Origin of the sequence: Amycolatopsis sp. NPDC049691, assembly GCF_040675005.1 — a bacterium.
Taxonomy (GTDB): Bacteria; Actinomycetota; Actinomycetes; order Mycobacteriales; family Pseudonocardiaceae; genus Amycolatopsis.
Window position 1 is genome coordinate 53,404 of record NZ_JBFANX010000011.1, and the last position, 20,412, is coordinate 73,815.

The window sequence follows — 20,412 nt, forward strand, 5'->3', positions numbered from 1 at the left end:
CCGGCCCCGCCCGCGGCATCTCGATTTCCGCCGGCGGCGTCAGAAGTGCGTGCCGCTCCAGGCCGCCACCCGCGTCCCGAACAGCACGTCCGCGGCCGCCGCGGCCGCCGGGTCCCGGACCTCGATCCGGCCCGCCTCGGCCAGCGCCGAGGGCCGCCACGTCCCGAGGTACACCATCGCGAGACTGGTGACGTCGAGGCGCAGCGCCGCGGGGTCGTCGCTGCGCTCGGCGCCGTCCGGGGTGATCCGGTAGGCCCCGCTGTTGGCGGGCAGCAGCGGGTCGGTCACTTCGACGACGACCGGCTCGGCGTGCCCGTACGCCCGCGCGGAGAGCGCCTCCGGGACGTCGACGAGGCGGACCCAGTGCTCGTCCCCGATCCGGTCGACCGTGCTCCGGCGGTGGTCGGCGAGGATCAGCTCGATCGGCTCGTCGAGCGGCCGGGCCTCGGCGACGATCGTGTCGACGAGGTCGACCCCCAGCAGGAACCGCCACAGCCCGGCGAACGCGGCCGGCGTGCCCGGGAACAGGTCCACCAGGTGCAGGCTCTTCGTCCACGGGTGCGCCTGCAGACCGTCGACGTAGTAGGTGGCGAAGCCGTCGGGCCCGTCGGGCCCGTGGTGCACGATCGCCTTGACCGGCTGGGTGTTCCGGCGGGCCTGGCCCTCGTACAGCCGCCACAGCACCTCCGGCCGGGACATCGCCCCGGGACGCCGCGCCAGGCCCTCGTAGACACCCGGAAGCACCTTCAACGCCTCGTCCAGCTCCAGCAGCTGGACCTCGCCCGTCGCCGGCGCACCGGGGTGCAACCGCGCGCGGTGCCGGTCGACGGTGTAGGAGCGGTACCGGGTGGCCAGGCCGTAGCCGAACCGGCCGTAGATCGGCGCCTCGGACGCCAGCAGGCTCGCGAACACGACACCCCGCCCGGCGAAGTCCTCCAGCTGCGCGGCCATCATCGCCCGCAGCACCCCGCGGCGGGTCCGGTCGGCCCGGACCGCGACCCCGGTGACCCCCGCCATCGGCCGTCGCGCGCCCCCGGGAACCGTCAGCTCGGCGTCGAACGAGCGGGCCGTGCCGATCAGGTCCGGATCGAACGCGCCGATCGTCCCGCCGGGCTGGAACGCGCGGGACGCGCGCTCCCAGTCCGTGTCGTCGCTCGGCGGAACGTGCAGGCTCGCGCGGAAGAGGTTGCTCGCCGCGCGGTGCTCGCCGGGGTCCAGCGTCCGGATCTCGAAGTCGCTCATCCCCGGATCATCTCCGGAAACGACGGGATCCGGCCACCGCAAATTGCGCGGCGACCGGATCCCGTCGTGGCGAAGCTACTTCGTGGCGGGGGGCGAAACCTCGTAGTTGCCGCCGTCGCCCTTGACCGTGATCGGGATCTGCGTCGGCTTGCCCGCGATGGTCGCGGTGCACTCGAACTTCGCACCGTCCTCGACCTTCTGCTCGGCCGGGCAGGTCACGGCGGTGACGCCCTCGATCTTGTACGTCTCGGTGAGCAGCTTCTGGACGTCGGTCTGCATCTGCGTGTTGTTGAAGACCTGCGTCTTGAAGAACCCGGGCGTCACGAAGCCGAGGACGCCGACCACCGCGACGACCACGACCAGCACGATGACGCCGATCAGCAGGCCCTTCTTCGACTTCGCCGGCTGCTCGCCCTCCGGCGCGCCTGGGAACTGCTGCTGGCCGTAGTCGTACTGGCCTTGCGGCTGCTGCCCGTACTGGGGCTGCTGCTGGGGACCGCTCTGCGGGTAGCCACCACCGGGCTGCTGCCCGTACTGGGGCTGCGCCTGCGGGCCGCTCTGCGGGTAGCCACCACCTGGCTGCTGGCCGTAGGGCGGCGGCTGCTGACCCCACTGCGGCTGCTGCGGCGGCGTGTACCCCCCGGGCTGCTGACCCCACTGCTGCGGTTGCTGGGGCTGCTGCGGCTGGCCCCACTGCTGCTGGTTCGGGTCGTACGAAGGCGGCTGCTGCTGCCCCCACTGGGGCTGCTCCTGCGGGCCGCTCGGCGGGTACGCGCCGCCCGGCTGCTGCCCGTAGTGGGGCTGCTGTGGGTCGTTGCCGCCATACGGCGTGCTCATCGTCTGCCTCCGCCTGCTTCGCTCATCTCACTGTCCACCCCGAAACCGCCGTAAAGCCGCGTACGCACGGTGTCGCAGGCGATCCAACCACAGGTCGGAGCCGAGCACACGTGCCCACGCTCACCGCGCTGCCCCGTCCGGAGCAGGGCTAACACGAAATTCACGCGGCGCCCGCGGCGACGACACCCCGCCGCAGCGCCTTCACCGCGTCGGCGGCCGCCGCGCCGACCGGATCGCCCTTGCCGAGCACGTCCCGGATCTGGTCGAGCAGGTCGATCACCTGACGCGACCAGCGCACGAAGTCCCCCGCCGACAGCTCCTGGCCGTTGGCCTCAGCCGCGGTGAGCACCTTCTCGAGCGACTCCCCGCGCGCCCACCGGTAGACCGGCCACGCGAACCCGGCGTCGGGCTCGCGGGTGCGGTCGAGCCGGTGCCGCCGCTCGTCCTCGGTGAGGTCCACCCACAGCTTCACCGTCTCCTGCCACGCCTCCGGCACCGCACCACCGGGCAGCCGCGGTTCACCGGCGGTGTCGCGACGGGCCTCGAACACCAGCGTCGAGACGACCGCGGCCAGCTCGGCCGGCCCGAGCTTGCGCCACACGCCGTGCCGGATGCACTCCGCGGCCAGCAGGTCGGACTCGCTGTAGAGCCGGGTCAGCCGCCGCCCGTTCTCGGTGACGCGGTCCTCGCCGTCGCCGGCCGACTCGGGCCCCAGGTACCCGCGCTCCCCCAGCAGAGCCAAGATTCGGTCGAAAGCCCGCGCCAGCGAGTGGGTCGTCGCGGCGACCTTCCGTTCCAGCTGCTGGGTTTCCGCCGACAGGCGCTGGTACCGCTCGACCCAGCGGAGGTTCGCCTCGCGCTCGGCCAGCCCGTGGCACGGGTGCGCGCGCAATGCCCGCCGCAACGCGGCCAGCTCGCCGTCCTCGTTCGCCCCCGACCGCCGCTTCTGCCTGCCGGGCAACGAAATCCCGGCATTGCGCAGCGTCGAAGCGATGTCCCGGCGCGTCTTGGGCGACCGCAGCTCGATGTGCTTCGGCAGCTTGATCCGCCCCAGCGCCTCCACCGGCGCCGGGAAGTCGGCCACCGACAACGGCCCCGACCACCGGTCCTCGGTCACCACCACCGGCCGCGGCTCGCGGATCGGGTCGAGCCCCGGGTCGACGACCACGGCCAGCCCCGCCCGCCGTCCCGCGGGCACGGCGATGACGTCACCCTTGCGCAGCTTCTCCAGCGACTCCGCCGTCCCGGCCCGCCGCGTCGCGGTGTTCTGCCGCGACAACGCCTTCTCCCGCGTCGAAATCTTCGCCCGCAGCTCGACGTACTCCAGCATCTCGTCGAAGTCGCCGGTGATGGCGGCGGCATACCCCTTCAGGGCTTCCTTGTTCCGCTCGATCCGCCGCGCCGTGCCGACCACCGACCGGTCGGCCTGGAACTGCGCGAACGACTGTTCCAGCAGCTCACGCGCCTCCGCCGCACCGACCTGGGCGACCAGGTTCACGGCCATGTTGTAGCCGGGCCGGAACGACGACCGCAGCGGGTAGGTCCGCGTCGAGGCCAGCCCGGCGACCTGCTTCGGGTCGACGCCCGGCTGCCACGCCACGACGGCGTGCCCCTCCACGTCGATCCCCCGCCGCCCGGCCCGCCCGGTCAGCTGCGTGTACTCCCCCGGCGTCAGGTCGACGTGCGCCTCGCCGTTGTACTTGACCAGCCGCTCCAGCACGACCGTGCGGGCCGGCATGTTGATCCCGAGCGCCAGCGTCTCGGTCGCGAACACGACCTTCACCAGGCCGCGGACGAACAGCTCCTCGACGGTCTCCTTGAACGCCGGCAGCAACCCGGCGTGGTGCCCGGCGATCCCGCGCTCCAGGGCTTCCCGCCACTCCCAGTAGCCGAGCACGCCGAGGTCGCCCTCCGGCAGGTCCGCCGTGCGCTCGTCGATCACCCGGCGGATCTCCTCGACCTCGCCCGGCCCGTTGAGCCGCAGCCCCGACCGGACGCACTGGCCCACCGCGGCGTCGCACCCGGCCCGGGAGAAGATGAACACGATCGCCGGCAGCAGCCCGGCCCGGTCCAGCTGCTCGACGACGTCGACGCGCGAGGGCGGCCGGAACCGCGGCATCCGCGGCGGCGCACCCCGGCGACCACGCGGACCGCGGAACCCGGCCGGCGCGTACTGGCGCCCGATCTCCTCGGTGCGGCGCAACAGGGTCGGGTTGATCCGCAGCTCGGCGCCCGGCAGGTGGGTGTCCTCGCCGGCGAACAGGTCGAGCAGCCGGTTCCCGACCAGCATGTGCTGCCACAGCGGCACCGGCCGGTGCTCGTCGACGACGACCGTCGTGTCGCCGCGGACCTCGACCAGCCACTCGCCGAACTCCTCGGCGTTGCTGACCGTCGCCGACAGCCCGACCACCCGGACGTGCTCGGGCAGGTGCAGGATCACCTCTTCCCAGACCGCCCCGCGGAACCGGTCGGCGAGGTAGTGCACCTCGTCCATGACGACGTAGCCGAGGTCGGTGATGGTGGAGGAACCGGCGTAGAGCATGTTCCGCAGCACCTCGGTGGTCATCACGACCACCTGGGCACCGCCGTTGATCGAGGTGTCCCCGGTGAGCAGGCCGACGGCGTCGGTGCCGTAGCGGGCGACGAGGTCGGCGTACTTCTGGTTCGACAGCGCCTTGATGGGCGTCGTGTAGAAGCACTTGCGCCCCTCGGCGAGCGCCAGGTGCACGGCGAACTCCCCGACGACGGTCTTCCCCGCCCCGGTCGGCGCGCAGACGAGCACGCCGTGACCGCCCTCGAGGGCCTCGCACCCGCGGATCTGGAACTCGTCGAACTCGAAGGACGCTTCCGCGGCGAAGCGGGTCAGCTGGGGGTACTTCCCGCGGCGTGCGGAGGCCGCATAGGCCTCGGCCGGGGACGGAGAAGGGCTACTGGCCACCTCCTCAGCGTTTCATATCCCTCCGGAGGTCCGCACGCCGCGTGCGATCACCCGCCGTATAGGTCGTTATACACTTGTCGGGGTCCCCGGAACCGGTTCGCGTCCGGCCGCGTCGGAGCGGCGAAGGAGGCCCCGATGACCGATCCGTGTCCGAGCTGCGGGCAGCTGGACCAGGTGCAGCACGTTCCCGCGGTGTACCGCGGCGGGCATTCGTTCTTCCGTGGCCAGGGCCCCACGGTCGCCGTGCCGGCCGGTGACGGGGTGGTCTACACCAGCAGTCAGGTCAGCGGGGTGTCCGTGACCGCGGTCGCGCGGTCGCTGGATCCCTTTCCCCCACCGCGCCGCAGCGGCGGTCTGCTGGCCGCGGTGCTGGCGCTGGCGCTGGTCGGGAGCTGTTTCCTGCTGCTGCCGTTGTCGGCGGCCGACGACCCGCCGCCCGGCGGTGCGGGCGCCGCGGCGCTGGGCTACGCGGCGCTGTCGCTGCCCGCGGTCTGCGTGTACGGCGCGGCCGGGGTGCTGGTCTGGCTGTACGTGCGCCGACTCCGGGCGCACCGCCGCCAGCGGCGTGGGGTGCCGGCGGCGCAGCAGGTGTGGGAGCAGGGCTGGTTCTGCCACCGCTGCGGCGGGGTGTACTTCGCCGACGCCGGGCGGCTGCTGACGCCGGCGCACTTCCGGCAGCTGGTGGCGCGCGCCGGCGGCTACGACCGTTAGGCCAGCACGGTCAGCGCGCCCGGGACGCAGCTGACGGTCACCGGCACGCTCCCCTGCGGCTCGCCGTCGGCGTAGGCCGGCCAGCTGTTGCCCGTCAGCGAGACCGACCGGGCACGCAGCGTCCGGACCGCCGGGTGCGTGAGGTGCTTGCCCGTGCGCAGGCCCGGCAGCATGCGGACGAGACCGCGGCGGGTCAGCTCCCCCACCACCGTGACGTCGAAGACGCCGTCCTCGGGGTCGGCCGTCGGGCAGATCGGGACCCCGCCGCCGTAGAAGCGGGTGTTGCCGACCGCCACCAGCGTCGCGTCGAGTTCCAGGCGTTCGGCGCCCGTGTCGACCACCACCGGGCGGGCGCGGAACGCGGCCAGCTCGGCGAGGATGGCGACGTCGTAGCGGCGGGGCCCGGACGGCCAGCGCATCCGGTTCGCGCGTTCGTTGACACCGGCGTCGAAGCCCGCGCACAGCACCGTCGCGAACCACGTGTCGCCGATGCGGCCGAGGTCGATGCGCCGCCGGGCGCCCGATTTCAGCGCCGCCACCAGCGCGTCGACGGCCGGCAGGGGCTCGCCCGGGACGCCGAGGGCGCGGGCGAAGTCGTTGCCGGTGCCCGCCGGGACGAGGCCGAGCGCGACGTCGTGGTTCGCGCAGAACTGGACGCCCTGGTGGGCGGCGCCGTCGCCGCCCAGGACGACCAGGACGTCGAGGCCGGCGTCGTGGGAGGTCCGCATCAGCGCGCGGGACTCCTCGACCGTGTTGGCGACCAGCACGTCGAGGCGGTCGACGGCGGTGCGGAGCCGGTCGGCGACCGTGTCGGCGATCCGGGCGGCCGCGCCGTGCCCCGAAGCCGGGTGCACGGCGAGCGCGGCGTGCAGCCCCACTACGTGATGTCGTCGGTGCCGGAGGACCGGCCGCCGGACGCGGTCGGGGCGGACGGCTCGTCGTCGATCGTGCTGGGCGTGTAGTTGAACGGCGCCGCTTCGTCGTCGTCGAGCTGGTCCCAGCCTTCGTCCGCGCGCTCGCGGTCCTTCTTGCGGTCGTGGATGCGCGCGATCTGGATGGACAGCTCGAACAGCACCGTCAGCGCGCCGGCCAGGCCGAGCATCGAGAACGGGTCCGAGCCGGGGGTGACGAAGGCGGCGAAGACGAACAGCGCGAACACGATGCCGCGGCGCCACCGCTTCAGCTGCCGGTACTTGACCACGCCGACGCGGTTGAGCATCACCACCAGCAGCGGGAGCTCGAAGCTGATCCCGAAGATGATCAGCAGCGACAGCATGAACGAGATGTACTTGTCCGCGGTCAGCGCGGTGATGAACTCTTCCTGCCCGAAGCCCATCAGCAGCTGCAGCGCGTGCGGGAAGAGCATGTACGCGAGCACCGCGCCGGCGGCGAAGAGCACCGACGCGAACCCGACGAAGGTCAGCGCGTACTTGCGCTCCTTCGAGTAGAGGCCGGGCGCGATGAACGCCCAGACCTGGTAGAGCCACAGCGGCGAGAACAGCACGGCGCCGGCGGCCAGGCCGACCTTCAGCTGGATCATGAAGGCTTCGAAGGGCACGGTCTGCAGCAGCTGGCAGCCCTGGAAGCCGTTGAGCCGCCGTTCCGGCGGGATGGCGCAGTACGGGTCCTTGACGATCTCGCCGAGCGACGGGATCGGCCCGACCTTGGTGCTGAACCAGAAGAACCCGACGATGCCGCCGACGACGACGGCGAGCAGCGCGAAGCCGAGGCGGCGGCGGAACTCGTAGATGTGCTCGATGAGCGTCATCGTGCCGTCGGGGTTCGTCCGGCGGCTGCGCTTGCGCCGCTTCGACCGGCGGCTCGTGCCGTTTCCGGAGGCGGGTTCCGCCACGAGGTGTTCCGTTCTCGTCGGAGTCCGGCGGAGCGCGCCAGTCCGGCGCGCTCCGTGGACCAGGGACCGGGTGTGGCCCAGCCGTCAGCTGGCGTTCTTCTGCGGCTGGTCGGCCGCCTGCTGCTGCTTCTTCAGCTCGTCGAGCTGCCGCTGCAGGTCCGCGACCTGCTGGTCGGTCGCGGCGGGGGCCGCGGGCGCGGGCGTGGCCGGGATCTGCTTCGTCTCGACCGGCTCGGCGTCCTCGTGCGAGGTGCTCTTGTCGCCCGCGAGGTCCTTGGTCTCGGCCTTGAAGATCTTCATGGACTTGCCGATCGACCGGGCCGCATCGGGAAGCCGCTTGGCCCCGAACAGCAGCACGACGAGCAGCACCAAGATGATCAAATGCCATCCTTGCAATCCGTTGGCGAACAAGATGGCCTCCTATCTGCGTCTGGTAGGGATGTTACTGGTTTTCCGGTTTCCGGCGGCGCTCCGCGAAGGCGACGCGCAGCGCGGCGGACCGCGCGCGGAGCAATCCGGCCCGGTCCTGGGTGTTCGCAGCCACCATGCTTGCGGTCCGCCGGAAAGCACGCAAGACCTTGCCGGTCCGCACCAGCAGGACCACGAGCAACAGCAGGCCGAGTGCGGCGAGCACGACGGTGGGCAGGTACGGCACGTCGATCACCCTAGTGGTCGCAGGTTGACGGAAGGTGACGGGCTCGGGCCACGGCGTCGGCCGCCCGGCGTCCGACGTCCGACGCGAGGTCGGCCGGGCTCTCCACCAGCGCTTCTCCGCCCAGGCCCAGCACGAGCCGCACCATCCAGGACTGGTCGGCGTAGCGCATCCGGATACGCAGCCGGCCGCCGTCGAGCTCGTCGAGCTCCTCGCACGGGTAGTACTCGGCTACCCAGCGTGCGTCCGGGTCGAGGACGAGCACCGCCTCCCGCTGGTCGGGACGCTCGCGGAAGACACCCTCGGAGATGTCGGTCGGGTGTGCGTGCGCGGGCGGGCGCGAGGGCTCGTCGAGGATCGCCAGGTCGTCGATCCGGTCGAGCCGGAACAGCCGGACGCCCTCGGCGCGGCGGCACCAGGCCTCGAGGTAGCCGACCGCCTGGACGATCAGCAGCCGCATCGGGTCGACCGTGCGCTCGGTGATCTGGTCCTTGGACGCGGTGTAGTAGCGGATCCGCAGCGCCCGCCCGTCCTGCAGGGCCCGGGCGACCTCCTCGCGGGTCCGCGCGGTCTTCTTGCCTTCGCGCACCCCGCCGCCGACGACCACGCCGGCCGGCTGGGCCTGCCCGGCGGCGGCCTCGATCTTGGCGATGGACCGGCGGACGGCGTCGCCGTCGAGCACGCCCGGCGTCTCGGCCAGCGCCCGCAGCGCGACCAGCAGCGCGGTCGCCTCGCCGCCGGTGAGCCGCAGCGGGCGGTTCATCCCGGCGTCGTGGGTGACGACGATCGTGTCGCCCTCGAAGGACAGGTCGATCAGGTCGCCGGGGCCGTACCCGGGCAGCCCGCACATCCACAGCAGCTCGAGGTCCTTGCGCAGCTGCTTCGGCGTGACGTCGAAGTCCTGCGCCGCGTCGTCGATGCGGACGCCGGGGCGCGCGAGCAGGTAGGGCACCAGCGCGAGCAGTCTCGGCATCCGGTCGGTGGATCCGCTCACCGGCCGCTCCCCTGCCGGGCCACGACGGCTTCGAGCCGGTCCTGGACGGTCTTGGCCAGCACGTCGGGTTCGAGCACGACGACGTCCGGGCCCTGTGCGGTGATCCAGTCGGCCGCCGACTCGGGGAAGTAGAGCCCGATCTCGACGAGGTCGCCCTCTTCGCCGTCGACCACGGACCGGCCGATGACGGTCCCGCGCCGGCGGACCCCGGCGGCGCGGCCGTCGGCGACCCACAGCCGCGCGGTGGTCACCGGGGCCGGCTCGGACTCCCCCGTCACCGACACGAGCTTGAGCAGGTTGACGCCCTCGGGCCGCCGCACCTCGCCGGGCTTGCCGACGGTGCGGACCTGGCCGGTGACGCGGGAGAGGCGGAAGCAGCGGGTGGCGCCGCGGTCGCGGTCGTGCCCGACCACGTACCAGCGGGCGCGCCACGAGACCACGCCCCAGGGTTCGAGGGTGCGCATGATGCGTTCGGGCGAGCCGCTGCGGCGGTACTCGAAGCGGACGGCCTGGCCGTTCTGCACCGCGGCCAGCAGCGGCCCGAACGCCGGTTCGGCGCGCACCCGCGGCTCGACGACGGTGGGTGCCTGGTCGTCGACCTCCAGGCCGGCGGCGCGCAGCTTCACGAGGGCGCCGTGTGCCTGCCCGGTCAGCTCCGGCGAGTCCCACAGCCGGGACGCGAGCGCGACGGCGGCGGCTTCGTCGGGGGCGAGGTCGATCTCGCCGAGTTCGTAGTCGCGGCGGGCGATGCGGTAGCCCTCGATGGCGTCGAACGCGGAGTTCCGGCCGGTTTCCAAGGGGATGCCGAGCTCGCGCAGCTCGGTCTTGTCCCGCTCGAACGTCCGGAAGAAGGCGTCGTCGCTGGCCGCGTCGCCGTACCCGGGCACGATGCCGCGGATCCGCTCGGCAGTGAGGTACTGCCGGGTGGACAGGAGGGCCAGTACCAGATTGACCAGCCGTTCGGCGCGTGCGGTGGACACCCGGTAGAGCCTAGCCCGCGCCGCCCGGCCCGATCGTGAGGTCCGGGGTGCGCGCGTCGTAATCGGCGCGGGCGGCGTCCACCGCCTCGAAGTTCGTCTCGGCCCAGTCCTTGAACCCCACCATCAGCCCACGGAGGCTTTCTCCCAGCGGCGTAAGGGAATAGTCGACGCGGACGGGCACGCACGGGGTCACCTCGCGGCGGACGAGCCCGTCGCGTTCCAGTACCCGCAGGGTCTGGGTGAGCATCTTCTGGCTGACCCCGGCGATGCGCCGCGAAAGGTCGCTGTAGCGCTGCGGCCCGTCACCGAGCGCGACGAGGATCAGGCTGACCCACTTGCCGGCGATCTCGTCGAGCAGCTTCCGGGTGGGGCAGGCGGCCAGGTAGGCGTCGTAGGCGGCCTTTTCGGCTTGGCGCCGCTGTTCCGCCGTGCGCGTGGGCACCGGGCGAACCTCCTGGTACGTGGGGAACCTGCGAGTGCGTACTTCCTGCTGGAGAGTAGCTCCCCATAGGTTCGCGGGGAAGGTTTTCCGGTCGGAGGAGGAGAGTTCGATGCGCGCGATCGTGGTCCGGCGGTTCGGGGGGCCCGAGGTGCTGGAAACCGTGGAGGTGCCGGTACCGCGGCCCGGTCCGGGGCAGGTGCGGATCCGCGTGGCGGCGGCCACGGTGAACCCGGTGGATCTCGCGACCCGCGCCGGGATCCTGACCGAAGCCGGGGTGATCCCGCCGCGGGAGGTGCTGGGGCTGGGGTGGGACGTGGCCGGAGTGGTCGAAGCGGGCTCCGGGTTTCGGGTGGGCGACGCGGTCATCGGGCTGCGCGACCGGATCGCCACTCCCCTGGGCGCCTATGCCGAGCAGATCGTCCTCGACTCCTCCGCCGTCGCGCTCGCCCCGGCCGGCTTCTCCCCCGTCGAAGCGGCCACCCTTCCCCTCAACGCCCTCACCGCCGCCCAGGCGCTCGACCTCGTCGACACCGACGGGACGGTGCTGGTCACCGGTGCGGCGGGCGCGGTCGGCGGGTACGCCGTCGCGCTCGCCCACGCACGGAAGCTCCGGGTGGTCGCCGTCGCCGCCGAGGCCGACGAGACCCTCGTCCGCGGGTTCGGTGCGGACGAATTCCTCCCTCGTGGCCCCGCACTGGGCGACCGGGTCCGCGCGCTCGTCCCGGGTGGCGTGGACGCCGCCCTCGACACCGCCCTGCTCGGTCTCGACGCGCTCGACGCCGTCCGCGGCGGCGGGGAGTTCGTCGCCTTCGCCGCCGGAGCCGCGCCGATCCCCCTGCGCGGGATCCGCGTGCAGAACGTCTGGATCCGCGCCGACGGCGCACGGCTGGCCGAGCTGGCGCGCGTCCTTCCTGCCCGCGTCGCCGGTGTCCTGCCGCTGGCGGAGGCGGCGACCGCCCACGAACGGCTCGCCGCGGGCGGCCTGCGCGGCCGGCTCGTGCTGACCCCGTGAATCCTCCCTAGCCTGGGCGGCATGGATGATCGCGTTCTTCTCATCACCGGGGCCTCGCGCGGCCTCGGCGCCGCCACCGCGCGGCTGGCCGCCGCCTCCGGGTTCAAGGTCGCCCTCGTGGCCCGCAAGGCCGAGTCCGCCCGGCCGCTGGCCGAGGAACTCGGCGAAGGCACCGCCGTCGCGCTCGGCGCCGACGTCGGGGACTGGCCGAGCATCTCCCACGCCGTCGCCGAGACCGTCGACCGGTTCGGCCGGCTCGACGCCGCCTTCGCCAACGCCGGCATCGGCATCGGGACGTCGTTCTTCGGCACCGACGACCCCGACCCCCGCCAGTGGGAGGAGATGGTCCGCACGAACGTCCTCGGCGCGGCCTACACCGCCCGCGCCGCCCTGCCCGCGCTGAAGGAGTCGGCCGGGCACCTGCTGATCACCGGCTCGGTCGCCGGCCGCTACATCCGCAACGCCAGCCTGTACTCGGTGACGAAGTGGGCCGTGACCGGGATGGCCGGCGCGATCCGCGAGGAGGCCGTCGGCACCGGCGTGCGCGTCACGCTCGTCAACCCCGGCATCACCGACACCGACATCCTCACCGACGACCAGCGCAAGAAGCCCAAGCTGGCGGCCGACGACATCGCCCGCGCGGTGCTCTACGCCCTCCAGCAGCCGCCGTCGGTGGACGTCAACGAGATCATGGTCCGCCCGACCGGACAGGTGCTCTAGCGAAGCCGGGCGACGCGGCCCTGGGCGCCGCTGGCCCAGCAGGCAGCGCCGGCGCAGTCGACGCTGTCGAAGCTGCCGGTGTCGAACGACGTCCAGTGCCGTCCGCCGTCCGGGCTGTAGTCGCTGCCGCCGGGGCCGACGGCCAGCAGCGTCCCGCCGCGCCAGGCCACCCCGGAGCGGTACCCGGCGGGGTACTGCGCCGGGGTGCGCCAGGTCCGGCCGGCGTCGGCCGTCAGTGCGACGGCCGGGCCGGGCGCCGTCGGGTTCGCGAAGTCGCCGCCGATCGCGACGCCGTGGCGCGGGTCCCGGAACGCGAGGGCGAACACGCCGGCGGAGGGGCTGCTCGGCAACGGCGTGTCGGAGACGCTCCAGTGGCGGCCGCCGTCGCCGGAGTGCAGGACGCGGGCGGTCGCGCCGCCGCCGGTCGCGAGCCACGCGTCGAACGGCCCGGCCGTGGTGAGGCACTGCCCGCTGGCCGCGAACCCGGCCTCGCCGGGCAGGGCGGGCGGGAATCCGCTGCCGGGGACCGGCCGCCAGCTGCGGCCGCCGTCGAAGGTCGCCTGGACGCGGAACTCGCCGTCGACCGGGTCGCTCATCGCGAGCCCGCGCCACGGGTCGAAGAAGGCGAGGCAGTCGTAGAACGCCGCGGCTTCGGTGTTCTGGAAGGTCTGCCGCCAGTGCGCGCCGCCGTCGTCGGTCCGGTAGACGCGCGAGTCGGTCCCGGCCCCGATCGACAGGACCACGGCGTGCTCGGCGTCGAAGGCCTCGATGTCGCGGAACTGGAGGGCCTCGGTGCCCGGCGGGCCCACGGCCTTCCAGGTCGCGCCGCCGTCGGTGGTGCGCAGGACGGTGCCCTGCGTGCCGCTGACCCACGCCACCCGCGCGCTGACGGCGGACAGGCCGCGGAACTGGGCGGTCACGCCGGTCGGTTTCGGCTCCCAGGCCGGCCGGTGCCCACCCGCCGACGCCGGGACCGCGAACGAGACCAGCAGGGCGCACACGAGCAGCACGACACGCATGCGGGAGATCCTGCCGCACCCGCCCGGCGACTTTCGTAGGGAACACCGGGCGGGTGCGGCCGGGCTAGAGCGAGCTGATCAGGCGTTCCACGCGCTCGTCGACCGAGCGGAACGGATCCTTGCACAGGACCGTGCGCTGGGCCTGGTCGTTCAGCTTCAGGTGCACCCAGTCGACCGTGAAGTCGCGGCCCGCGGCCTGGGCGGCGGCGATGAAGTCGCCGCGCAGCTTCGCGCGGGTCGTCTGGGGCGGGGTGTCCTTGGCGGCCTCGATCTCGCCGTCGTCGGTGACCCGGCGGACCAGGCCCTTGCGCTGGAGCAGGTCGAAGACGCCCCGGCCCCGGCGGATGTCGTGGTAGGCGAGGTCGAGCTGCGCGATGCGCGGGCTGGACAGGTCCAGGTCGTGCTTGTGCCGGTAGCGCTCGACCAGCCGGTGCTTGATCGCCCAGTCGATCTCGGTGTCGATCTTGCCGAAGTCCTGCTGCTCGACCGCGTCCAGGGCCCGGCCCCACAGCTCGACGACGCGCTCGTTCGCCGCGGTCGAGCCGTTGTCCTTGATGTGCTGGACGGCGCGGGCGTGGTACTCGCGCTGGATGTCCAGTGCCGAGGCCTCGCGCCCGCCGGCCAGCCGCACCTGGCGGCGGCCGGTGAGGTCGTGGCTGATCTCGCGGATCGCCCGGATCGGGTTGTCCAGGGTGAAGTCGCGGAACTGGACGCCGGCCTCGATCATCTCCAGCACCAGGTTCGCCGAGCCGACCTTGAGCATGGTCGTCGGCTCGGCCATGTTCGAGTCGCCCACGATGACGTGCAGGCGCCGGTAGCGCTCGGCGTCGGCGTGCGGCTCGTCGCGGGTGTTGATGATGGGCCGCGAGCGCGTGGTCGCGCTCGAGACGCCCTCCCAGATGTGCTCCGCACGCTGGGAGAGGCAGTAGACCGCGCCGCGCGGGGTCTGCAGCACCTTGCCAGCGCCGCAGATGAGCTGGCGGGTCACCAGGAACGGCAGGAGCACGTCCGCGATCCGCGAGAACTCACCCGCGCGGGTCACCAGGTAGTTCTCGTGGCAGCCGTAGGAGTTGCCCGCGGAGTCGGTGTTGTTCTTGAAGAGGAAGATGTCGCCGCCGATGCCCTCGTCGGCGAGCCGCCGTTCGGCGTCGACCAGCAGGTCCTCGAGGATGCGCTCCCCGGCCTTGTCGTGCGTGACCAGCTGGACCAGGTCGTCGCACTCGGCCGTCGCGTACTCGGGGTGCGAGCCGACGTCGAGGTAGAGCCGGGAGCCGTTCGACAGGAAGACGTTCGATGAGCGTCCCCACGACACGACCCGCCGGAAGAGGTAGCGCGCCACCTCGTCGGGCGAGAGCCTGCGCTGTCCGTGGAAGGTGCACGTGACCCCGAACTCGGTCTCGATGCCAAAGATCCGCCGCTGCATCCCACCAGAGTAGGCGCTGCACCCCCTTCGACGGTGCGCCGTTCGGGCGTCGACACGCCCCCGGTATGCCACAGACGGTGAAAACTCCCCGATTCAGGCACGATTGGAGCACTGCTCTTGACGACTTGGGGAAGGCGACTCCTTGACACACCAGCTGATCCAGGCCTTCCGGCGGGTCGGGCGGACCGACCGCGCCCTGATGCGGCGCAGCGCCGCCCTCCCGGCCACGAGAGCCGACGACGCGCTGATGGCGCTGTCCAGATCCGCGAACAAGTCCCGCCTGTGGTGGGGCGTCGCGGCGCTGCTGGCGGTGCGGAAGGGGCCGACGCGGCGGGCGGCCCTGCGCGGAGTGGTCGCGATCGCCGGGGCCAGCGCCGCGGCGAACCTGATCGGCAAGCCGCTCTTCCCCCGCCGCCGTCCGGCCGAGGAAGAGACGCCCGTGCGCCGCCGCCTGCGGAAACGCCCGACGTCGTCGTCGTTCCCCTCGGGCCACTCCGCCTCCGCGGCGGCCTTCGCGACGGCGGTGGCGATGGAGTCGCCGCGCGCCGGACTCGCCGTCGCGCCGCTGGCACTGGCCGTCGCCTACTCCCGCGTCCACACCGGCGTCCACTGGCCCTCCGACGTGGGCGTCGGCCTGGGCATCGGGGTCGGCGTCGGCCTGGCGACCCGGCACTGGTGGCCGCTGCACGACGACATCCCGGCCCGCACCACCCACGACGCCGACGCACCGGAGATGGTCGACGGCGACGACATGCTCGTGCTGGTCAACCCGAACTCCGGCATCGACGGCCAGGACCCCACCGAGGACGCCCGGCACGCCTGGCCCAAGGCCGAGATCCTCTACCCGGACCCCGACCGGGACCTGATCGCCCAGCTCGAAAGCGAGATCGACGCCCGCGGGACGGTCCGCGCGCTCGGCGTCGCCGGCGGGGACGGCACGGTCGCGGCGGTCGCCGCCGTCGCCGCGGAACGCGACCTGCCGCTCGCGCTGATCCCGGCGGGCACGCTCAACCACTTCGCCCGTGACGTCGGCGTCAGCTCGATGCCCGACGCCGATGCGGCGACCGAGGTCGGCAACGCCGTCGGCATCGACCTGGGCGAGGTCGAGGTCAAGGAGGCGGACGGCGACACGACGCACCGCTGGTTCGTCAACACCGCGAGCCTCGGCGGGTACCCGGAGATGGTCCGGCTGCGCGAGAAGCTGCAGCAGAAGCACCCGAAGTGGCCCTCGGCCGCGATCGCGCTGGCCCGCACGCTGCGCCACGCCCGGCCGCTGACCGTGCGGCTCAACGGCAAGCTCACCCAGGTCTGGTTGCTGTTCGTCGGCAACGGGACGTACGCCCCGAAGGGCTTCGCGCCCAGCCGGCGGCCGGCGCTCGACACCGGCCTGCTCGACGTCCGGTACCTGCGTGCCGACCTGCCCTACTCGCGGGCCCGGTTCCTGCTGGCGATGGTGACCCGCAGCCTCGCGGCCAGCCACGTCTACCAGGAGCTCGACGTGGCCGAGCTGGACGTCGAGCTGCTCGACGGCCACCGCCGCGTCGCCACCGACGGCGAGGTCGGCCCGCTCGGCACCCGGTTCCGCTTCCGGTCCCGGCCCAGCGCGCTGACCATCTACCGCCTTTAAGAACTCTTTACCTTCTCTCAACGAACCCACAGCGTCCCCTGGCTAGCGTCTTGATCGAGATGCGGGCGACCCTGCCCGCGGCCAGGGGACGAGCGGGGGTTCGATGGACGGGCACGGCCTGGCGAGCGGTATCCACCGGGCCGCCACCGACCCGGTGCTGCCCGGCGACATCACCGCCCGCGCCCGCGACCTGGGCCCGTTCGAGTCGCCGCTCATCTGGCTCGCGTTCGCCTCGGCCGCCGTCGCGGTCCTCGCCGCCGTCATCGCACTGTGGCACCGGCGCCGGACCCGCCGTTGGGGCTTCACCGCCTTCGGCGTCCTGCTGCTGCTCACCGGAGTCACTGCCCTGAACAGCTACGTCGGGTACGTGCGCACGTCGGACGACCTCGCCCGCCTGCTCCAGAAGGGTCCCGGCGTGGTCAACCTGGCCGGGCGCCTGCTCGACGACGGCAAGGAGGCCCCGGCGGAGGAGTCCGCGTCGTCGCGCCCCGGTGCCGGCACCGCGGCCGCCGGGCAGCGGATCGACGTGGTGAACCTCCCCGACCCCGCGCACGGCGTCCCGTCGGGCGCCAACTACGTCATCCTGCCGCCGGGCTACAACGCCGACGCGGCCCGGCGCTACCCCGTCGTCTACCTGATCCACGGCTACCCGTTCGGGGGCCCACGGGACTGGCTGACCTCGGGCGACGCGCCGGGGACCTTGCTCGCCCTGCAGCAGGCGAACGTGATCGAGCCGATGATCGTGGTGAGCGTCGACCTGACGGCCGGGGTGCCCAGCACGGACTGGGAGTGTCTCGACGTCCCCGGCGGCCCGCAGCTGGAGACGTACCTGGCGCGCACGGTGGTCCCCGCGATCGACCAGCGCTACCGGACGGTGGCCGACCGAAGCCACCGCGCGCTGGGCGGCATGTCCGGCGGCGGCTTCGGCGCGCTGAACATCGGCCTGCACCACGTGGACGAGTTCGGCACGCTGCTGATCGCCCTGCCGTACGACGACCTGAACGACTCGGTGGGCGTCCTGGACGGCAACCGGGCGGCGATAGCGGCCAACACCCCGCGCCGGTACCTGCCGACGATGAGCTTCCCGGCCCCGATCTCGGTGATGCTGGCGGTGGGCACGGGCGCCCCGACCGACGTGACGACCGCCCGCCGCATCGCGGAGGCACTGCACGCCCGCGGCCAGGAGGCGGTGGTCCACGCCGAGCGTGGGTTCAACCACACGTGGCACACCGCACGGGCGACGTTGCCGTACCTGCTGGCGTTCGCCGACCAGAACTTCCGGGCCTCCCCGGCGACGTCGTGAAATCCGGTTGAGGCGTCCGAGACCCTGGGACATGGACCTCGTGACGCACTACCTGACCGGCCCCGCCGAACACGCGCGCCTCGCCCGCACCCCGCACGGCAGGCTGGAGTTCCTGCGGACGCGGGAACTGCTGCGGCGTTTTCTGCCCGGCCGCGCCCGGGTGCTCGACGTCGGCGGCGGCACCGGCGTCCACGCCGCGTGGCTGGCCGCCGAGGGCCATCGGGTGCACCTGGTCGACGTCGTACCCGCCCACGTCGCCGAAGCGGCGGCCTTGCCCGGCGTCACGGCCGAAACCGGCGATGCCCGTGACCTCACCGCCGGGGACGCCTCCCAGGACGTCGTCCTGCTCCTGGGCCCGCTGTACCACCTCGTCGAACCGGCCGCGCGCGCTCGCGCGCTGTCCGAAGCGTGGCGGGTCCTGCGCCCGGGCGGGCTCCTCGCGGCCGCCGGCATCAGCCGTTACCTGTCCCTGCTGGAGACCGGCGCCGCGGGCACGTTGACCGAGGGCCGCGTCGAACCGGTCCGCGCGGTCGTCGAGACCGGCGCGTACGACGGCCACGTCGGGTTCGTCCCCACGCACTGGCACACGGCCGCCGAGCTCCGCGACGAAGTGACCGCGGCCGGCTTCACCGGCACGGCCGTCTTCGGGGTCGAAGGGCCTTCCTGGCCCGCTCTCGACGAAGCGGGCATGACGGAGTTCCCCCACCGGGTCGAAGCCGCGGTGCGGGCGGCACGGCTCGTCGAACAGGACCCGCAGCTGATCCACGCCAGCGCGCACCTGCTCGCCTTCGCCCGGCGGCCCGCATGACGAAGGCGGGGACGCTCGCCGCGTCCCCGCCTTCGCTGAATCCCTACTCGCCTTCCGGCTTGCTCTCCGGCTCCTCGCCCACCGGGTCCGGCACCGGCAGCAGCGCGTCCAGCGCCGTGCCCGTCAGGCGGCGGAACGCCCGGCGCGGGCGGTCGCGGTCCAGCACCGCCACCTCCAGCTTGATCGGGTCGGCCTCGCCGTTGCCGTTCGCCGAAGACGACGAAGAGGACGCCGACGACGAGGAACCCGACGTGGCCGGCGCCGGCTGGCTCGGGGCCCGCAGCGCGGCCACCGCCACGCCCAGCGCCGCCTGGAGGTCCAGGCCGTCCTCGAACGTCTCCTTCAGCTTCGCCGCGATCTTCTCGTTCTGGCCACCCATCACGACGTACTGCGGCTCGTCGAAGATCGACCCGTCGTAGGTCAGCCGGTACAGCTGGTCCTCCGCCGAGCTCGCCCCGACCTCCGCCACGCAGACCTCGACCTCGAACGGCTTCAGCTGCTCGGTGAAGATGCTGCCCAGCGTCGCCGCGTACGCGTTCGCCAGCGCCCGCGCGCTCACGTCCCGCCGGTCGTACTGGTAACCCTTCAGGTCCGCGTGCCGGATGCCCGCCACGCGCAGGTTCTCGAACTCGCTGTAGCGCCCGACCGCGGCGAAGCCGATCCGGTCGTAGATCTCGGACACCTTGTGCAGGGTGGCCGAGGGGTTCTCCGCCACGAACAGCACGCCGCCCGCGTACTTCAGCACCACCACGCTCCGGCCGCGCGCGATCCCCTTGCGCGCCAGCTCGGAACGCTCCCGCATCAGCTGCTCGGGAGAGGCATACAACGGCATCGTCACGGTGTGCGCTCCAGGTCTTCCGGTGTTGCCACGTTCACTGGTTCTCCGCCCGCGTCAGGAAAGCCGGCGCTGCTGGCGCTCGATCCGCCCCGCCACCACGGCTTCCGCGACCGCCGCGGTCTCGGACTCCGACAGCTGCACGGCGCCGTGCTCGGCGGTGATCGTCACGACGCTCGGGAAGATCCGGCGCACCAGGTCCGGCCCGCCCGACGCGGTGTCGTCGTCGGCCGCGTCGTACAGCGCCTCCACGGCCACCCGCACCGCGCCCTCGACGTCGGCGTCCGGGTCGTGCAGCTTCTTCAGCGCGGACTTCGCGAACAGCGAACCCGAGCCGATGCCCGCGTACCCGCCGTTCTCCTCGTAGCGCCCGCCCGCGGCGTCGTAGGACACGATCCGCCCGGCGTGCTTGGCGTCCTCGGCCTCCAGGTCGTACCCCACGAACAGCGGGATGGCCGCCAGCCCGGCCATCGCCATCTCGAGGTTGCCCTTGACCATCCCGGCCAGCTTGTTCGTCTTGCCGTCCAGCGACAGCGAAACGCCCTCGATCTTCTCGTAGTGCGCGAGCTCCACGGCGTAGAGCCGCACCATCTCCACGGCCAGCCCCGCCGTGCCCGCGATGCCCACCGCCGAGTACTCGTCGGTGACGTGCACCTTCTCGATGTCCCGGCTCGCGATCAGGTTCCCCGACGTCGCCCGCCGGTCGCCCGCGATCAGCACGCCGCCGGCGAAGGTGCAGGCGACGATCGTGGTCCCGTGCGGCACGCCCAGGTCGCCCGCGCCCGGCGCCACCTTCCGGTGGGGAAGCAGCTCAGGCGCCTGCTCGCGCAGGAAGTCCGAAAACGACGACGTCGCCGACGAGAAGTACGCGGCAGGCAGCGCGGGACCCGAGATGCCCCTGGTGTTGTCCATACGTGCTCAAAAATCCCATCTGTGCGAGCCAGGAAGACCAGAGCCCCGCGCGGCGACCGGCCACGCGAGACCCCGGCCGCCGGCTGAACGGTCGGCAAGGGCGCG

Annotated in this window: 20 protein-coding genes; 6 read left to right on the forward strand and 14 right to left on the reverse strand. The window is 72.9% G+C overall.

Features of this window, described 5'->3' with window-relative positions; all coding sequences use genetic code 11:
• Positions 1-39: 39 nt before the first annotated feature.
• The 3 genes from AB0J40_RS24840 to AB0J40_RS24850 form a co-directional block, all read right to left on the reverse strand.
• Positions 40-1,242, reverse strand: coding sequence for a GNAT family N-acetyltransferase (locus AB0J40_RS24840; RefSeq protein ID WP_364456939.1), 1,203 nt, complete (start codon positions 1,240-1,242; stop codon positions 40-42).
• A gap of 75 nt (positions 1,243-1,317) precedes the next feature.
• Complete coding sequence (locus AB0J40_RS24845) at positions 1,318-2,079, reverse strand: DUF4333 domain-containing protein (RefSeq protein WP_364456941.1); 762 nt, start codon at positions 2,077-2,079, stop codon at positions 1,318-1,320.
• Positions 2,080-2,239: 160 nt separating this feature from the next.
• Complete coding sequence (locus tag AB0J40_RS24850) at positions 2,240-5,017, reverse strand: DEAD/DEAH box helicase (protein WP_364456943.1); 2,778 nt, start codon at positions 5,015-5,017, stop codon at positions 2,240-2,242.
• Between the two features lie 135 nt (positions 5,018-5,152).
• On the opposite strand from AB0J40_RS24850, the gene AB0J40_RS24855 reads away from it, so the two are divergent.
• Complete coding sequence (locus AB0J40_RS24855) at positions 5,153-5,728, forward strand: hypothetical protein (RefSeq protein WP_364456945.1); 576 nt, start codon at positions 5,153-5,155, stop codon at positions 5,726-5,728.
• On the opposite strand, the gene AB0J40_RS24860 is transcribed toward AB0J40_RS24855, so the two are convergent.
• From AB0J40_RS24860 to AB0J40_RS24890, 7 genes are all read right to left on the reverse strand, one after another.
• Complete coding sequence (locus AB0J40_RS24860; RefSeq protein ID WP_364456947.1) at positions 5,725-6,606, reverse strand: diacylglycerol kinase family protein; 882 nt, start codon at positions 6,604-6,606, stop codon at positions 5,725-5,727. The genes AB0J40_RS24855 and AB0J40_RS24860 overlap by 4 nt on opposite strands.
• Positions 6,606-7,580, reverse strand: a complete 975-nt coding sequence (tatC, locus tag AB0J40_RS24865; protein WP_364456949.1) for a twin-arginine translocase subunit TatC — start codon at positions 7,578-7,580, stop codon at positions 6,606-6,608. The genes AB0J40_RS24860 and tatC overlap by 1 nt, the downstream gene beginning before the upstream one ends.
• A gap of 84 nt (positions 7,581-7,664) precedes the next feature.
• Positions 7,665-7,991, reverse strand: a complete 327-nt coding sequence (gene tatA / locus AB0J40_RS24870; RefSeq protein WP_364456951.1) for a Sec-independent protein translocase subunit TatA — start codon at positions 7,989-7,991, stop codon at positions 7,665-7,667.
• 31 nt (positions 7,992-8,022) lie between these two features.
• Positions 8,023-8,235 carry a bacteriophage holin gene (locus AB0J40_RS24875; protein ID WP_364456953.1) on the reverse strand — a complete coding sequence of 71 codons (213 nt, stop codon included), beginning with the start codon at positions 8,233-8,235 and terminating at the stop codon, positions 8,023-8,025.
• Between the two features lie 10 nt (positions 8,236-8,245).
• Positions 8,246-9,226 carry a WYL domain-containing protein gene (locus AB0J40_RS24880; RefSeq protein ID WP_364456955.1) on the reverse strand — a complete coding sequence of 327 codons (981 nt, stop codon included), beginning with the start codon at positions 9,224-9,226 and terminating at the stop codon, positions 8,246-8,248.
• Complete coding sequence (locus tag AB0J40_RS24885) at positions 9,223-10,206, reverse strand: WYL domain-containing protein (protein ID WP_364456957.1); 984 nt, start codon at positions 10,204-10,206, stop codon at positions 9,223-9,225. Before AB0J40_RS24885 ends, AB0J40_RS24880 begins: the two co-directional genes overlap by 4 nt.
• A gap of 10 nt (positions 10,207-10,216) precedes the next feature.
• Positions 10,217-10,648, reverse strand: coding sequence for a helix-turn-helix domain-containing protein (locus AB0J40_RS24890; protein ID WP_364456959.1), 432 nt, complete (start codon positions 10,646-10,648; stop codon positions 10,217-10,219).
• A gap of 109 nt (positions 10,649-10,757) precedes the next feature.
• On the opposite strand from AB0J40_RS24890, the gene AB0J40_RS24895 reads away from it, so the two are divergent.
• On the forward strand, positions 10,758-11,660 hold the full coding sequence (locus AB0J40_RS24895; RefSeq protein WP_364456961.1) for an NADP-dependent oxidoreductase: 903 nt from the start codon (positions 10,758-10,760) through the stop codon (positions 11,658-11,660).
• 21 nt (positions 11,661-11,681) lie between these two features.
• The gene (locus AB0J40_RS24900; protein WP_364456963.1) at positions 11,682-12,380 is read left to right on the forward strand and encodes an SDR family oxidoreductase; all 699 of its coding nucleotides are present in this window, start codon (positions 11,682-11,684) and stop codon (positions 12,378-12,380) included.
• Here AB0J40_RS24900 and AB0J40_RS24905 read toward each other — a convergent pair.
• Together AB0J40_RS24905 and pafA are read right to left on the reverse strand one after the other, a co-directional pair.
• Entirely contained in the window at positions 12,377-13,399 is a 1,023-nt protein-coding gene (locus AB0J40_RS24905; protein WP_364456965.1) for an oxidoreductase, read from the reverse strand. The genes AB0J40_RS24900 and AB0J40_RS24905 overlap by 4 nt on opposite strands.
• A 64-nt stretch (positions 13,400-13,463) precedes the next feature.
• The gene (gene pafA / locus AB0J40_RS24910) at positions 13,464-14,822 is read right to left on the reverse strand and encodes a Pup--protein ligase (protein ID WP_364456967.1); all 1,359 of its coding nucleotides are present in this window, start codon (positions 14,820-14,822) and stop codon (positions 13,464-13,466) included.
• A 142-nt stretch (positions 14,823-14,964) separates the two neighbouring features.
• Here pafA and AB0J40_RS24915 point away from each other — a divergent pair, with 142 nt between their 5' ends.
• The 3 genes from AB0J40_RS24915 (at position 14,965) to AB0J40_RS24925 (ending at position 18,560) form a co-directional block, all read left to right on the forward strand.
• Complete coding sequence (locus AB0J40_RS24915) at positions 14,965-16,449, forward strand: phosphatase PAP2 family protein (protein ID WP_364456969.1); 1,485 nt, start codon at positions 14,965-14,967, stop codon at positions 16,447-16,449.
• Between the two features lie 103 nt (positions 16,450-16,552).
• Positions 16,553-17,752 carry an alpha/beta hydrolase-fold protein gene (locus AB0J40_RS24920; protein ID WP_364456970.1) on the forward strand — a complete coding sequence of 400 codons (1,200 nt, stop codon included), beginning with the start codon at positions 16,553-16,555 and terminating at the stop codon, positions 17,750-17,752.
• 31 nt (positions 17,753-17,783) lie between these two features.
• Complete coding sequence (locus AB0J40_RS24925) at positions 17,784-18,560, forward strand: class I SAM-dependent methyltransferase (RefSeq protein WP_364456972.1); 777 nt, start codon at positions 17,784-17,786, stop codon at positions 18,558-18,560.
• Positions 18,561-18,603: 43 nt separating this feature from the next.
• Here AB0J40_RS24925 and prcA read toward each other — a convergent pair whose 3' ends face one another.
• Positions 18,604-19,398: a proteasome subunit alpha gene (gene prcA / locus AB0J40_RS24930; RefSeq protein WP_364456974.1), complete on the reverse strand. Its 795-nt coding sequence runs from the start codon at positions 19,396-19,398 to the stop codon at positions 18,604-18,606.
• Positions 19,399-19,452: 54 nt separating this feature from the next.
• Positions 19,453-20,307: a proteasome subunit beta gene (prcB, locus tag AB0J40_RS24935; protein WP_364456976.1), complete on the reverse strand. Its 855-nt coding sequence runs from the start codon at positions 20,305-20,307 to the stop codon at positions 19,453-19,455.
• Positions 20,308-20,412: the final 105 nt, after the last annotated feature.

Bases quoted from the DNA above. Each gene is read 5' to 3' on its own strand.
- AB0J40_RS24855 (WP_364456945.1), top strand. From the start codon at position 5,153: ATGACCGATCCGTGTCCGAGCTGCGGGCAGCTGGACCAGGTGCAGCAC.
- prcB (WP_364456976.1), bottom strand. From the start codon at position 20,307: ATGGACAACACCAGGGGCATCTCGGGTCCCGCGCTGCCTGCCGCGTAC.
- AB0J40_RS24925 (WP_364456972.1), top strand. From the start codon at position 17,784: ATGGACCTCGTGACGCACTACCTGACCGGCCCCGCCGAACACGCGCGC.
- AB0J40_RS24895 (WP_364456961.1), top strand. From the start codon at position 10,758: ATGCGCGCGATCGTGGTCCGGCGGTTCGGGGGGCCCGAGGTGCTGGAA.
- AB0J40_RS24840 (WP_364456939.1), bottom strand. From the start codon at position 1,242: ATGAGCGACTTCGAGATCCGGACGCTGGACCCCGGCGAGCACCGCGCG.
- pafA (WP_364456967.1), bottom strand. From the start codon at position 14,822: ATGCAGCGGCGGATCTTTGGCATCGAGACCGAGTTCGGGGTCACGTGC.
- AB0J40_RS24920 (WP_364456970.1), top strand. From the start codon at position 16,553: ATGGACGGGCACGGCCTGGCGAGCGGTATCCACCGGGCCGCCACCGAC.
- AB0J40_RS24905 (WP_364456965.1), bottom strand. From the start codon at position 13,399: ATGCGTGTCGTGCTGCTCGTGTGCGCCCTGCTGGTCTCGTTCGCGGTC.
- AB0J40_RS24845 (WP_364456941.1), bottom strand. From the start codon at position 2,079: ATGAGCACGCCGTATGGCGGCAACGACCCACAGCAGCCCCACTACGGG.
- AB0J40_RS24900 (WP_364456963.1), top strand. From the start codon at position 11,682: ATGGATGATCGCGTTCTTCTCATCACCGGGGCCTCGCGCGGCCTCGGC.